The 13,291-nt window shown below is 73.2% G+C and carries 9 protein-coding genes and 1 pseudogene; 6 read left to right on the top strand and 4 right to left on the bottom strand.

Translation table 11 applies throughout. The annotated features are described in order from the left end of the window. From G3I54_RS20145 to G3I54_RS20170, 6 genes are all read left to right on the top strand, one after another. The coding region (locus G3I54_RS20145; RefSeq protein WP_164616265.1) for a MinD/ParA family protein at window positions 1-2,081 on the top strand (2,081 nt) is incomplete at its 5' end. Between the two features lie 218 nt (window positions 2,082-2,299). Next, window positions 2,300-4,177, top strand: a complete 1,878-nt coding sequence (locus tag G3I54_RS20150; protein ID WP_164616266.1) for an ABC transporter substrate-binding protein — start codon at window positions 2,300-2,302, stop codon at window positions 4,175-4,177. A 3-nt stretch (window positions 4,178-4,180) separates the two neighbouring features. Then, entirely contained in the window at window positions 4,181-5,272 is a 1,092-nt protein-coding gene (locus G3I54_RS20155) for an ABC transporter permease (protein ID WP_164616267.1), read from the top strand. Further along, entirely contained in the window at window positions 5,269-6,234 is a 966-nt protein-coding gene (locus G3I54_RS20160) for an ABC transporter permease (RefSeq protein WP_203686792.1), read from the top strand. Before G3I54_RS20155 ends, G3I54_RS20160 begins: the two co-directional genes overlap by 4 nt. Next, window positions 6,231-7,310 (top strand): ABC transporter ATP-binding protein, encoded by a 1,080-nt coding sequence (locus tag G3I54_RS20165; protein WP_164616268.1) that lies wholly within the window; start codon window positions 6,231-6,233, stop codon window positions 7,308-7,310. The genes G3I54_RS20160 and G3I54_RS20165 overlap by 4 nt, the downstream gene beginning before the upstream one ends. Then, window positions 7,307-8,344 (top strand): ABC transporter ATP-binding protein, encoded by a 1,038-nt coding sequence (locus tag G3I54_RS20170; protein ID WP_164616269.1) that lies wholly within the window; start codon window positions 7,307-7,309, stop codon window positions 8,342-8,344. Before G3I54_RS20165 ends, G3I54_RS20170 begins: the two co-directional genes overlap by 4 nt. A 10-nt stretch (window positions 8,345-8,354) precedes the next feature. Here the strand turns inward: G3I54_RS20170 and G3I54_RS20175 are convergent, their stop codons facing one another. The 4 genes and pseudogenes from G3I54_RS20175 to G3I54_RS20190 all read right to left on the bottom strand — a co-directional run. Further along, on the bottom strand, window positions 8,355-8,915 hold the full coding sequence (locus G3I54_RS20175; RefSeq protein ID WP_164616273.1) for a dihydrofolate reductase family protein: 561 nt from the start codon (window positions 8,913-8,915) through the stop codon (window positions 8,355-8,357). Between the two features lie 70 nt (window positions 8,916-8,985). Beyond that, complete coding sequence (locus G3I54_RS20180) at window positions 8,986-10,098, bottom strand: XdhC/CoxI family protein (RefSeq protein WP_164616270.1); 1,113 nt, start codon at window positions 10,096-10,098, stop codon at window positions 8,986-8,988. A gap of 46 nt (window positions 10,099-10,144) precedes the next feature. Then, window positions 10,145-11,101, bottom strand: coding sequence for a bifunctional riboflavin kinase/FAD synthetase (locus tag G3I54_RS20185; protein ID WP_164616271.1), 957 nt, complete (start codon window positions 11,099-11,101; stop codon window positions 10,145-10,147). 43 nt (window positions 11,102-11,144) lie between these two features. Further along, window positions 11,145-13,291: pseudogene (locus G3I54_RS20190) on the bottom strand (serine protease); the annotation flags it as partial.

The following is a 13,291-nucleotide window of genomic DNA, read 5'->3' on the forward strand; positions in this document are numbered from 1 at the left end:
CGCCGCTGCCGCCCGCCTTCCAGCCGGCCGCCCCGGCGCCCTCCGCGCCGCAGCCCGCGGCGCAGTGGCCCGGCGCCGTACCGGCGAACGAGGCGCCCGGCGGCTACGGCTTCCCACAGGCGGCCCAGGCACCTCAAGCGCCCCACGCGGCTCAGCCTCCGCAGACGCCCCAGGCACCCCAGCCGCCGCAGCAGCAGCAGCAGCCGTACCCCGGTCAGCCCGGCCTCGGCGCACCGCTGCCGCCGCAGGCGCACCCCCAGGCCCCGCAGGGCGCTGGCGGTTACGGCTTCCCGCCGCAGGGCGGCTACGGCTTCCCCCAGCCCGGCCAGCCGGGACAGCCCGGACCGGCACCCCAGCAAGGACAGCCGGGGCAGCCCGCCAACGCGCCCCAGCCCAACGCGCCGTTCCCGGCCCAGGGCACTCCGAACCTCCCCGCGCCCGTCGCCCCGCAGCAGCCGGAGGCGTACGGGCAGCAGCAGCCCCCGCCGCCGCACCAGCAGCCGCCCGTCGACCCGCGTACGGGCGGGGCCTGGCCCACCCCGGTCGCGCACGACCAGCGCGAGCGGTCGGTGCCCGGCGCCCCGCTCGGGTACACCGCGGCCGTCGAGCTCTCCTCCGACCGGCTGGTGCGCGGCAAGCAGAAGGCCAAGAGCAGCCGTAACCCCTCCGCCGCCTCCCGGTTCAAGCTGGGCGGCAAGAAGGAGGAGGCCGAGCGGCTGCGCAAGCTGGAGCTGATCCGCACCCCGGTGCTGTCCTGCTACCGGATCGCCGTCATCAGCCTCAAGGGCGGTGTCGGCAAGACCACCACGACGACCGCGCTGGGTTCGACGCTGGCCACCGAGCGGCAGGACAAGATCCTCGCCATCGACGCCAACCCGGACGCCGGCACGCTCGGCCGCCGGGTGCGCCGCGAGACCGGGGCGACCATCCGCGACCTGGTCCAGGCGATCCCGTACCTCAACTCGTACATGGACATCCGGCGGTTCACCTCGCAGGCGCCCTCCGGTCTGGAGATCATCGCCAACGACGTGGACCCGGCGGTCTCCACGACGTTCAACGACGAGGACTACCGGCGCGCGATCGAGGTGCTCGGCAAGCAGTACCCGATCATCCTCACCGACTCGGGCACCGGGCTGCTCTACAGCGCGATGCGCGGGGTGCTGGACCTCGCCGACCAGCTCATCATCATCTCGACGCCCTCGGTCGACGGCGCGTCCAGCGCCTCCACGACGCTGGACTGGCTCTCGGCGCACGGGTACGCGGACCTGGTGCAGCGTTCGCTCACCGTCATCTCCGGCGTCCGCGAGACCGGAAAGATGATCAAGGTGGACGACATCGTTCAGCACTTCGAGACGCGCTGCCGGGGCGTCGTCGTCGTGCCGTTCGACGAGCACCTGGCGGCGGGCGCCGAGGTCGACCTCGACATGATGCGGCCCAAGACCCGTGAGGCGTACTTCCACCTCTCGGCGCTGGTGGCCGAGGACTTCGCCCGGGCCCAGCAGCAGCAGGGGCTGTGGACGGCGGACGGCCAGAACCCGCCGCCGCAGTACGCCCCGCCGCTGCCCGGCCAGCAGGGCTACCCGGCACAGGGCCAGCCGATGCCCGGCCAGCAGATCCCGGGTCAGCCCGGAGCGGGCCAGCAGATCCCCGGCCAGCCCGGAGCGGGCCAGCCGATGCCCGGTCAGCAGCCGTACGCACCGCAGCAGCCCGGCCCCGGCCAGCCCTATCCGCCGCAGCAGCAGCACCCGGGGCAGCCGCAGCCCGGGCAGCCGCCGTACGCCCAGCAGCCCTACGGCGGACAGCCGCCGTACGGGGGATATCAGGCGGCGGGTCAGCCGGGCGCTCCGCAGGCCCCCTACCCTCCGCAGGCGGCCCCCGGCGGACCGCAGAACGGGTGGCAGCAGGCGCCGCCGCCGCAGGCCGGACCGGGTGCGCCCGGGGCCGGTGCGCCGCAGCAGGGGCAGCCGGAGCAGCAGGCCGGGCAGGGCAACCCGGCAGGCCAGCCCGACCTGCACGGTCCGGTGCCTCCCGCCGGCTGGCAGCAGACGCCTCCGCAGCCGCCGCCGGCACCTCGGCAGTAGGGCCGGCAGGAGGCCCGCAGCAGGCGGAAGTGGTTTAGACCAATGAGGGCTCGCATCGCTCACGCGGTGCGAGCCCTTCCGCATTCCCGCAGCCCACACACGGTTTGACACACCGTTGACGAGCCTCGACCACCGCTGATAAACCTTCGCATCACCAACTGGCGAACCAGAGATCTACCCGCCTTCTCCCAGCGAGTGATGACGCGAGGTCCCCGTCCATGGTCACAAGAGTCCCCACCCGCTCCTCCCGGCCACGCCGACGTCTGCGCCTCCTGCTGGCCTCCGGCGCGGCCGCCCTGGCGCTCGCCGCCGGGTCCGTCGTCCCGGGAAATCCGCTCGCCCCCACGCCCTCCGAGGCCCGCGCCGACGACGGGAAGACGACGCTCACGGTCGCCGTCGCGCAGAGCGTCGACTCGCTCAGCCCGTTCCTCGCGCAGCGGCTGGTCAGCACGAGCATCCACCGGCTGATGTACGACTACCTCACCAACTACGACGCCAAGGACAACAAGGCGATCCCGGGCCTCGCCACCGCGTGGGAGCCCTCCGCCGACAAGCTGACGTGGACGTACACGATCCGCTCGGACTCGAAGTGGTCCGACGGGCAGCAGGCCACCGCCGAGGACGCGGCCTGGACGTTCAACAAGATGATGACCGACGAGGGCGCCGCGACCTCCAACGGCAGCTTCGTCGGCAACTTCGAGGAAGTGACCGCGCCCGGCAAGGACAAGCTGGTCATCAAGCTCAAGGAGCCGCAGGCCACGATGGCCGCGCTCGATGTGCCGATCGTCCCGAAGCACGTCTGGGAGAAGGTCGACGACTTCTCGAAGTTCAACAACGACAAGGAGTTCCCCGTCGTGGGGAACGGTCCGTTCATCCTGACGGACTACAAGGTCGACAGCTATGTGAAGCTCAAGGCCAACAAGGACTTCTGGCGCGGCTCGCCCAAGTTCGACGAGCTGGTCTTCCGCTACTACAAGGACCAGGACGCGGCCGTGGCCGCCCTGCGCAAGGGTGAGGTCTCCTTCGTCGCGGGCAGCCCCAGCCTGACCCCCGCCCAGTCCGCCTCGCTGGAGAACGCTCCGGACATCAAGGTGAACGACGCCCCGGGCCGCCGTTTCTTCGCGCTCGCCGTCAACCCCGGAGCCCGTACCAAGGACGGACAGAAGTTCGGCGACGGCCACCCGGCGCTGCTGGACCAGAAGGTGCGGCACGCGCTGTTCATGGCGGTCGACCGCAAGACCATCATCGACAAGGTCTTCCAGGGCCACGCCGTCGAGGGCGAGGGCTACATCCCGCCGCGCTTCGGCGACTACTTCTGGAAGCCCTCGGCCGACCAGAAGCTCGCCTACGACCCGAAGAAGGCCTCGGCCCTGCTGGACGAGGCCGGGTACAAGAAGAACGGCCAGGGCAAGCGCGTCGGCAAGGACGGCAAGCCGCTCGACTTCCGTATCCTCTGCCACGCCACCGACCCCAACGACAAGGCGATCGGCAAGTACCTCCAGGAGTGGTGGGGCGCGCAGGGCATCGGGCTGAAGGTCGACTGCCTCGACAACGTCTCCGACCCCTGGTACGCCGGTGAGTACGACCTCGCCTTCGACGGCTGGTCCGTCAACCCGGACCCCGACTTCGTCCTCTCCATCCACACCTGCGCCGCCCTGCCGTCCAAGGCGAAGGAGTCGGCCGCGACCGACAACTTCATCTGCGACAAGCAGTACGACGAGCTCTACAAGAAGCAACTGGCGGAGTACGACCCCGCCAAGCGGGCGGATCTGGTCAAGCAACTGGAGTCGCGGCTGTACGACACCGGGTACATGAACGTCATGGCGTACCCGAATGCCGTCGAGGCCTACCGCACCGACCACATCGAGTCCATCACCACCATGCCGTCGGCCGCGGGCAACATCTACGGCCAGGACGGCTACTGGAGCTGGTGGTCGGCGGTCCCGGCCGCCGGGGCCTCCTCGTCCGGTTCCTCCGACTCCGGTGGCTCCTCCACCGGGGTCCTCATCGGGGTCGGGATCGCCGTCGTCGTCCTCGCCGGTGGCGGACTCCTGTTCGCCATGCGTCGCCGCTCCACCGCGGAAGACCGTGAATAGTCCATGAGCTCAGAAAGCACTCCCGCGCTGCTGAAGGGCGCGGCAGGCGTGGAGAGCACCGAATCCGGCGGCCCGGCTCCGGCCGGGCCGTCGGCCCGCTCCCCGCGTTCCCGTTCCGCGGCCGCCTACGCCCGCTACGCGGCGGGCAAGATCGCCGGTGCGGCCGTCTCCCTCTTCGCCGTCCTCGTCACCAGCTTCTTCCTCTTCCGGCTGATCCCCGGCGACCCGGTCAAGCAGATGACCGGCGGCCGTCAGGTGTCGACCGAACAGATCGCGGCGATGCGCCGCGAGTTCGGGCTCGACCTGCCGCTGTGGCAGCAGTTCACGCAGTACTGCGGCAAGGCGCTGACCGGCGACTTCGGTACGTCGTACCAGTTCCGCGCCCCGGTCGTCGACAAGATCGCCGAGGCGCTGCCCGCCACCCTGCTGCTGACCGGCACCGCCTTCGTGATCTACACGCTGCTCGGCATCTGGCTGGGCGCCCGCTCCGCCTGGCGCAACGGCAGCGCCGGGGACCGGGCCAACACGGCGTTCGCGCTGACGCTGTACTCGGTGCCCTCGTTCTGGCTCGGTCTGCTCCTCATCATCACCCTGTCGGTGGGCATCGGTCCGATCCCCGGGATGTTCCCGACCGGCGGTATGGAGTCCGGGAACACCGAGGGCTTCGACCGGGTGCTGGACATCGCCCACCACCTGGTGCTGCCCGTCGTCACGCTGGTCGCCGTGGAGTACGCGCGGACGCTGCTGGTGATGCGCTCCTCGCTGCTGGACGAGATGGGCGGCGACTATCTGACGACCGCCCGCGCCAAGGGGCTGCGCGACGACCTCGTACGCCGCAAGCACGCCGTGCCCAACGCGATGCTGCCGACCGTGACGCTGCTCTTCGTGAACCTCGGTACGACGGTGGCCGGCGCGATCCTGGTGGAGACGGTGTTCTCCTGGCCGGGGCTCGGCGGCCTCTTCTACCAGGCGCTGAGCGTGCCCGACCTGCCGTTGGTGCAGGCGCTGTTCTTCGTGTTCGCCGCCGCGGTGATCCTGATGAACACGCTCGCCGATGTGATCTATCCGCTGCTCGATCCCCGGGTGGGCCGATGACGACGTCGATGGAGAAGCCCTCCGAACCGCGGGAGCCGGACGCCCGCAAGCCCCCCGGGGAGGTCCGGGGACAGAGCCCACGAGCACTCACCCGGGCCCGGCGGCGGCAGGCGGTGGTCCGCTTCTGGCGGCAGTACCGCACGCACCGGGCCGGGCTCGTCGGCCTCGCCGTGCTCGCGGTGATCGCCCTGCTCGCGCTGACCGCGCCGCTGCTGGTGGGGGCCGACTCGCAGAGCGTGACCAACGCACCGGGCGGCCCGATGGAGGCGCCGAGCGGTGAATTCCCGCTCGGCACCGACCAGTTCGGGCGCAGTCTGCTGGCTCTCATGCTCTGGGGCACCCGGGTGTCCCTGACCGTCGGGCTGCTCGCCGCGTTCCTGTCGGTGGCGATCGGCACCCTGGTCGGGATCACCGCGGGTCACTTCCGGGGCTGGTACGCGACCGTCGTCATGCGGATCACGGACTGGTTCCTGGTCATGCCGACCCTGGTGCTGGCCATCGCGCTGGCCACGGTCCTGTCCCGGTCGGTCTGGACGACGATCCTGGCGATCGGCGTGACGACCTGGCCGACGACCGCCCGGCTGGTCCGGGCCCAGACACTGTCCGTCGAGTCCCGCCCGTACATCGAACGCTCCCGGGCGCTCGGCGGCGGACACCGCCACATCATGTCGCGGCACGTCCTGCCCAATGTGATGCCGCTGGTGCTGGCCCAGACCACGCTCGTGATCTCCACCGCCATCCTCACCGAGGCGACCCTCGCCTTCCTCGGGCTCAGCGATCCCACGATCGTCTCCTGGGGCGGTCTGCTCCAGGACGCCCGCGAGGCCGGCGCGGTCTCCTCCGGCAACTGGTGGTACCTCGCTCCGCCCGGACTCGCCATCGCCGTCGTCGCCCTCGCCTTCACGCTGTGCGGCCGCGCCATCGAGTCCGTGCTCAACCCCAAACTGGGGGTGTCCCGTTGACCGCCGCCACCACGACCACCACACCGAACCCGGACCCGTCCGGCTCGCCCGGCACGACGAAGCCCACCGGCGATCCGCCGCTCCTGGAGGTGCGGGATCTGACCGTCACCTACGGCGGCGGGGCCGACGCCGTGCCCGCCGTACGGGGCGTCGATCTGCGGGTGGAGGCCGGGCAGAAGCTCGGCATCGCCGGGGAGTCCGGCTGCGGCAAGTCGACGCTGGCCCTCGCGCTGCTGCGGCTGCTGCCCACGACGGCCACGCTGTCCGGCGAGATCCTGCTCGACGGCGAGGACATCCTGACCATGAAGTGGGGCCGGCTGCGGGCGGTCCGCTGGGCGGGGGCGTCGATCGTCTTCCAGGGCGCGATGCACTCGCTGAACGCCGTGCACCGGGTCGGCGACCAGATCGCCGAGCCGATCCTGCTGCACAGCAGGGCCACCCCCGCCGCCGCCCGCAAGCGGGCCGGCGAGCTGCTGGAGCAGGTGGGGCTGCCCGCCGCCCGCGCCCAGGCCTATCCGCACGAGCTGTCCGGCGGACAGCGCCAGCGCGTGATGATCGCCATGGCGCTGGCCTGCGATCCGCGCCTGATCGTCGCGGACGAGCCGACCACCGCCCTCGATGTGATGATCCAGGCGCAGATCCTGCGGCTGATCGAACAGCTGGTGGCCGACCAGGACGTCGGGCTGATCATGATCAGCCATGACCTCGCGGTGCTCGCCGACACCTGCGACCGGCTCTCGGTGATGTACGCGGGCCGGGTCGTCGAGGAGGGCCCGGCCCGTCAGGTGTACGCGGATGCCCGCCACCCGTACGGCAAGGCGCTCTCCGCCGCGTTCCCGAGGATCGGCGACCTGTCCTCCCGGCACGCCCCGCGCGGGCTGCCGGGCGACCCGCCGGACCCGGCGGCGCTGCCGGGCGGCTGTACGTTCCATCCGCGCTGCCCGGTGGCGCTGGACTCCTGCGCCACCGAGGACCAGGAGCTGCGGGAGGCCGGGGGCGAGCGCCGGGCGGCCTGTGTGCTGGTGGACGCGGACCGCGCACAGCACGGGGACGAAGAAACGAGGAGCACCCGATGAGCACCACCCCTCAGGCCGGGCCCGCTCCGGTCGGCACCGTTCCCCTGCTCAGCGCCGAGACGCTGAAGGTCGCCTTCCCCGGCCGGCGCGGGGCCGCCACCGCCCGGGCCGTCGACGGCGTCGACCTCGACATCCGGCCCGGCGAGATCGTCGCGCTGGTCGGCGAGTCAGGCTGCGGCAAGACGACGCTGGCCCGGTCGCTGCTCGGCCTGGTCCCGCCCACCTCGGGGCGGGTCACCTTCGGCGGCGCACCGCTCGACTACACGGGCCGGGCGCTCAAGGCGTACCGGAAGCGCGTGCAGCTGGTCCTCCAGGATCCGAGCGGCTCGCTCAACCCCCGGCACACGGTGTACGACGCGGTGGCCGAGGGGCTGCGCATCCACGGGTACGCGGGCGACGAGCGGGCGGCCGTGTCGGAAGCCCTCTCCCGGGCCGGGCTGCGGCCGCCCGAGCGGTTCTTCCTGCGCTTCCCGCACGAGCTGTCGGGCGGTCAGCGTCAACGCGTCGTGATCGCCGGGGCGTTGGTGCTGGACCCGGAGCTGATCGTGGCCGACGAGCCGGTGGCCTCGCTGGACGCGTCGGTACGGGGCGAGATCCTGGCCCTCCTGCTGCGGCTCCGCGACGAGCTGGGGCTCTCCGCGCTGGTGGTCACCCATGACCTCGGCCTTGCCTGGAACATCGCGGACCGGGTGGCGGTGATGTATCTGGGCCGGATCGTCGAGACGGGCCCGGTCGAGCAGCTGCTCACGGCCCCGCAGCACCCGTACACCCGCGCCCTGCTGTCCGTGCTCCCGGAGGCGGAGGGCGAACCGGTCGTGCTGGCCGGGGAGCCGCCGGACCCCTCGAAGGTGCCCTCCGGCTGCCGGTTCCACGTCCGCTGCCAGGTGCTGGCCTCGGGCGAGGCGGAGCGGGCGGGGGTGGCGGAGGCGTGCCGCACGGTGGATCTGCCGGTGCTGAACGGAGGTGGTGACACCCAGGTGGCATGCCACTGGGCGGCGGCGTGCGGCGAGAGCGCCGAACTGCCGGCGAGCTGAGGCCGGGTCCTCAACGGGTCCGGTAGCGGGCGTAGATCAGCCCACTCGCGGCGAAGGCGCGCTCCTCGACCAGTTCGAGGTCGAGGCGCACACCGTCGGGGAAGAACCGCTTGCCGCCGCCGACCACGCTCGTGGTGATGAAGAGGTGGTACTCGTCCACCAGCCCGGCCGCGATGGCCTGGGCCGCGAGGTTCGGGCCGTCGACGGTGAGGTCGGCGTCCGCCCCGGCCTTGAGCCGGCGCACCGCTTCCGGGTGGAAGGACCGCTCGATCCGGGTCTTCGCGCTGGAGACCTCGTCGAGCGTCGTGGAGTAGACGACCTTCTCGGCGGCCTGCCAGTCGCGGGCGTACTGCGCGATGTGCGGCGGCTGATCGGGCTCGTCGAGCGCGGTCTCCCAGTAGACCATCGTCTCGTACATCCGTCGGCCGTAGAGGTAGGTGCCGACGGGGCGGAAGAGGTCGTTGACGAAGGTGTGCACCTCCGGGTCCTCGGCCCCGGCGCCGAGGCCGCCCTCCGCCGCCTCGGCGTAGCCGTCGAGCGAGGTGATCATCGAGTAGATCAGCTTGGCCATGGGGTCCTCCGGCTGCGAACGCATCGGTCTGCGGGTGTTCCGGTGTGCTGACCTCCGGACCGGCCGGAACTCATCGGTCCCGGTGGATCGCGCCGGTCAGTTCGCCGAGCGGGCGGCCCGTGCCGCCCCAGCGGTGCTGGATGATCTCGGCGGCGATGGAGACGGCCGTCTCCTCCGGCGTACGGGCTCCGAGGTCGAGGCCCACCGGCGAGGCGAGGCGCGCGAGGTGCGCCTCGTCCACCCCGGCCGCGCGGAGCCGGGCCAGCCGGTCGCGGTGGGTGCGGCGGCTGCCCATCACCCCGATGTAGGCGGCGGGCGTGCGCAGGGCCGCGACGAGCAGGGGCACATCGAACTTGGGGTCGTGGGTGAGCACGCAGATCACCGTGCGCGCGTCGACCTCGGTGGACTCCAGGTAGGTGTGCGGCCAGGCGCGGACCACCTCGTCGGCCGTGGGGAAGCGCTCACGGGTCGCGAAGGCCGGGCGGGCGTCGCAGACGGTGACCCGGTAGCCGAGGAACGAGCCGATGCGGGCGGTGGCCGCCGCGTGGTCGATCGCGCCGAAGACGAGCATGCGGGGCGGCGGGGCGTACGTCCGGACGAAGACGGCGACCTCCTGCATCCGGCGCTGGCCGTGCGCTCCGTACCGCTGGATGCCGGTGAGCCCTTGGGCCAGCAGACCTCGGGCATCGTCCGTGACGGCCGCGTCGAGCCCTTCGTTCCCCAGGGTGCCGGTGGTGGGCCCGGCGTCGGCGGGGCGGACGACCAGGCGGGCGCCGGTCTCCGCCTCGCCTGACAGAACGGTGGCCTCGGCGACCGGCCGGTCGGCGGCGATCAGGTCGAGCAGCGCCGCGAGCTCCGCCCGCTCGCCCTCCGAGGCGTACGCGCGCACCAGGATCTCGATGGTGCCGCCGCAGGTCAGCCCGACACCGAACGCCTCGTCGTCGCTGATCCCGTACGACACCACGCGCGGCCCCGCCCCGGCGAGCACCTCACGGGCCACCTCGTACACATCGCCCTCGACGCAGCCGCCGGAGACGCTGCCGAGGACCGTGCCCGCCGCGTCGACGGCCATGACCGCGCCGGGGTCGCGGGGCGCGCTGCCGTGCACGGCGACGACGGTCGCCAGGGCGAAGGGGACGCCGTCGGCGCACCGGGCACGGAGGTCGGGCAGGATGTCGCGCACCCTGTCAGCATCCGTCGTCCCGGGGCGGAACGCACGGTCGGGTACGTCAGTGGGTGCGGTCGTACGCGGCGACCAGCTCGCTGGAGCGCTTCACATCGGCGGCCATGGCGACCAGGAGGTCGTCGATCGAGTCGAACTTCAGCATGCCGCGGACGTACGCGAGGAACTCGACGGCCACGTGCAGCCCGTACAGGTCCAGGTCGACCCGGTCGATGGCGTACGCCTCCACCGTCCGCTCGGTGCCGTCGAACTGCGGGTTCGTGCCGACCGAGATCGCGGCGGGCATCGACTCGCCGTTCACCTCCAGCCAGCCGGCGTAGACGCCGTCGGCGGGGATCGCGGTGTGCGGCAGGGTCTCGACGTTGGCCGTCGGGAAGCCCAGCTCCCGGCCGCGCTGCGCGCCGCGCACCACGATGCCCTCGACCCGGTGCGGGCGGCCGAGGATCTCGGCGGCCCCGGCGACGTCGCCCTCGGCGATCAGCCGGCGGGTGAGCGTGGAGGAGAACGGCTGTCCGCCGCCCGCCTCGCCGGTGACGTACAGGTCGATGACCTCGACGGTGTAGTCGTAGGTGGCGCCCAGCTCGGTCAGCAGCGCGACGTTCCCCGCGGCCTTGTGGCCGAAGCGGAAGTTGGGGCCCTCGATGACGGCCTTGGCGTGCAGCCGGTCGACCAGGACCTTCGCGATGAAGTCGGCGGGCGACAGCTTCGAGAACTCGGTGGTGAACGGCAGGATCAGCAGCGCGTCCACGCCCAGCTCCGCCATCAGCTCGGCGCGGCGGTGGTGCGGGGCCAGCAGCGGCGGGTGGCTGCCGGGGCGGACGACCTCGCTGGGGTGCGGGTCGAAGGTGACGACGACGGACGGAACGCCCAGCTCACGGGCGCGTTCGACGGCCCGGCCGATGATCAGCTGGTGTCCGCGGTGCACGCCGTCGTAGGAGCCGATGGTGACGACGCTGCGTCCCCAGTCCTGGGGGATGTCCTCCAAGCCACGCCAGCGCTGCACTGTGACCGCTCCTCGCCCGAACCTGTGTACGTGTGTATGTCGATTACGCAGGTCTAAGACTGCCATGCTCACGCCCCGCCGCCTGCATCGGCATCGGCATCGGCGGACGTGATGTCTCCAACGCCTCGACGGTGCGCCGGGCGCTCGGGCCCACGACCGCCGCCCACTCCTGCGGGGCGTCGGCCAGCCAGCGGGTGACGAGTGCGGCGAATCCGGGCACCTCGCGGGCGAGTTCGACCAGGCCCCGGTCGAAGCGGGAGGCGCCCTCGGGGGTGCGGACCAGCAGCATTCCGGTGCGGTGGACGAGGGCGCGGGTACGGATCTCCGGGCGGCGCCCCGAGCCCTCGGCGGCGGCCCGGAGCAGGGCCTCCAGCACATCCGGGTCCCGGCCGGTGACCTGCTCGAACTCCAGCAGGACCTCCAGCAGCTCGGCCCGCAGCGGCCCTGACGCGGGGCTCCCGGCCCCGGCGAGGACCCGGGCGAGCGCGGCCCGCACCGGAGGCGGGGCGGGGCGGTCCCGCAGCAGCCCGGTGACCAGGGGCAGCAGGAGCGCCCGGGCGGCGGGGCCGTGCTCCAGGCGGAGGTCGACGTACTCGGCGGCGTGCGTGCCGTCCTCGGGGTGGGCGTCGATGTACTCCCGTACGAGTCCGGCGACGTGCAGCGCGAGCGCGGGCGTGTCGAGGCCGGCCAGCGCCCGCAGCACCGCTCCCCCGCCGTCGCCGGGGCGGGCGAGGCGGGCGCGGAGGGCGGCGAGGACCGGCTCCGGGTGGGCCGGGAACACCTCGGCGAGCAGTTCGACGGAGAGCCGGGAGTCTCCGGCGGCGAACGCGCGCAAGGCCGCCGGGAGGTGGCTCCGCCTGGCCACCGGGTCGCGGACGAGGAGGGTGAGGGCGGCGGCGTGCAGCTCGGCGTCCTCGGGCCGGTCCAGCAGCACGAGGGCGGCGGAGCGCAGCAGGGCCCGGTCGCCCTCGGCGGTGACCCGCTGCTGGAGGAGTCCGGCGTACCGGGCGGCGGCGGAGCGGCGGGCCGGGCGGTCCTCGTCGCGGGCCCAGCGCTCGACGGCCCGGCAGAGCGCGGTGGGCTCGTCCTCCGCGAGGGCCAGGAGCAGCTCCCCGGCCCGTTGGTGCGGGGTGGCGATCAGCGCGTCGGTGAGGTCGTCGAGGGCGAGGTCGCGGCGGGCGTAGAGCAGGGCCTGCGCGGCGGCGGCGACGGTGGGGCGCAGCGGGACGTCCGGCGCGTCGGGGCCCACGAGCAGCGGGCGTTCGTCGGTGAACCAGCGGCACAGCAGCGGCTGCACGGTCGGCGCGTCGAGGGCGAGGCGGCGGGCGACCGCGTCCAGATAGCGTTCGTCGCCGTCGGTGCGGGGCAGTCCGTCGGCGGGCACCAGGCGGCGGAGCAGGTCGATCCGGTCCTCCTCGGGCAGCCGCAGCCGCCGCCAGAACCAGGGCCCGAACTCGCCGTACGCCCCGAGGTCGCCGGGTCCGTCGGGTGCGGCGGAGCGGCGGGTGATGCGCCCGGCGAGGACCCGCAGGACGCCGAGGTACGGGCGGGCGTCGGGCACCCGCAGCAGGCTGCCGTTCAGCAGATGGGCCGCCCACCAGGCGGCGTCCTCGTCGCGCGGGCCGTCGTCGGTCCACAGCCGGTCCAGCGCCTCGATCAGGTCGGCCATCCGGTGCGCGAGCGCGGCGGTGCCCTGGCGGCGGCCGAGGAGCACCATCGCCTGGATCACCGGTCCGATGCGGTGCCGGGGCACGGGCAGGCTGCGGGGTTCGCCGCCGCTGTGGGGGTGCGGGGCGGGGCCGGTGCTCCCCCGGTGCCAGCGGTGCACCAGGGAGCGCAGGGCGGCGTCCAGGTCGAGGTGGGCGCCCTGCACCCAGTCGCCGAGCTCCTCGTGGGCGAAGCGGTAGCCCGCCCCGGCGGGGACGAGGAGGCCCTCGGTGAGCACGGCGGAGGCCCAGCCGGTGCGCCAGGGGAAGATCTCCTCGAACGCCGCCCGGTCCAGCTCGCCCTGGCCCGGGCCCAGACAGCGGCGGGCCGCCTCGTGGACCTGGCCCGCGACCCGGGCGGCGAGCCGGCGCACGGCGGCGCCGCGCGGCTGTTCGTCGGCGGCGGCCGCGATCCGGACCGCGACGCGGACGCACAGCAGGTCGAGGTGGGCGCCGAAGACGTCCTCGGTGTCGGGGCGGCCCG

The organism is Streptomyces sp. SID14515, from assembly GCF_010548505.1.
GTDB classification, from domain to species: Bacteria; Actinomycetota; Actinomycetes; order Streptomycetales; family Streptomycetaceae; genus Streptomyces; species Streptomyces caviscabies.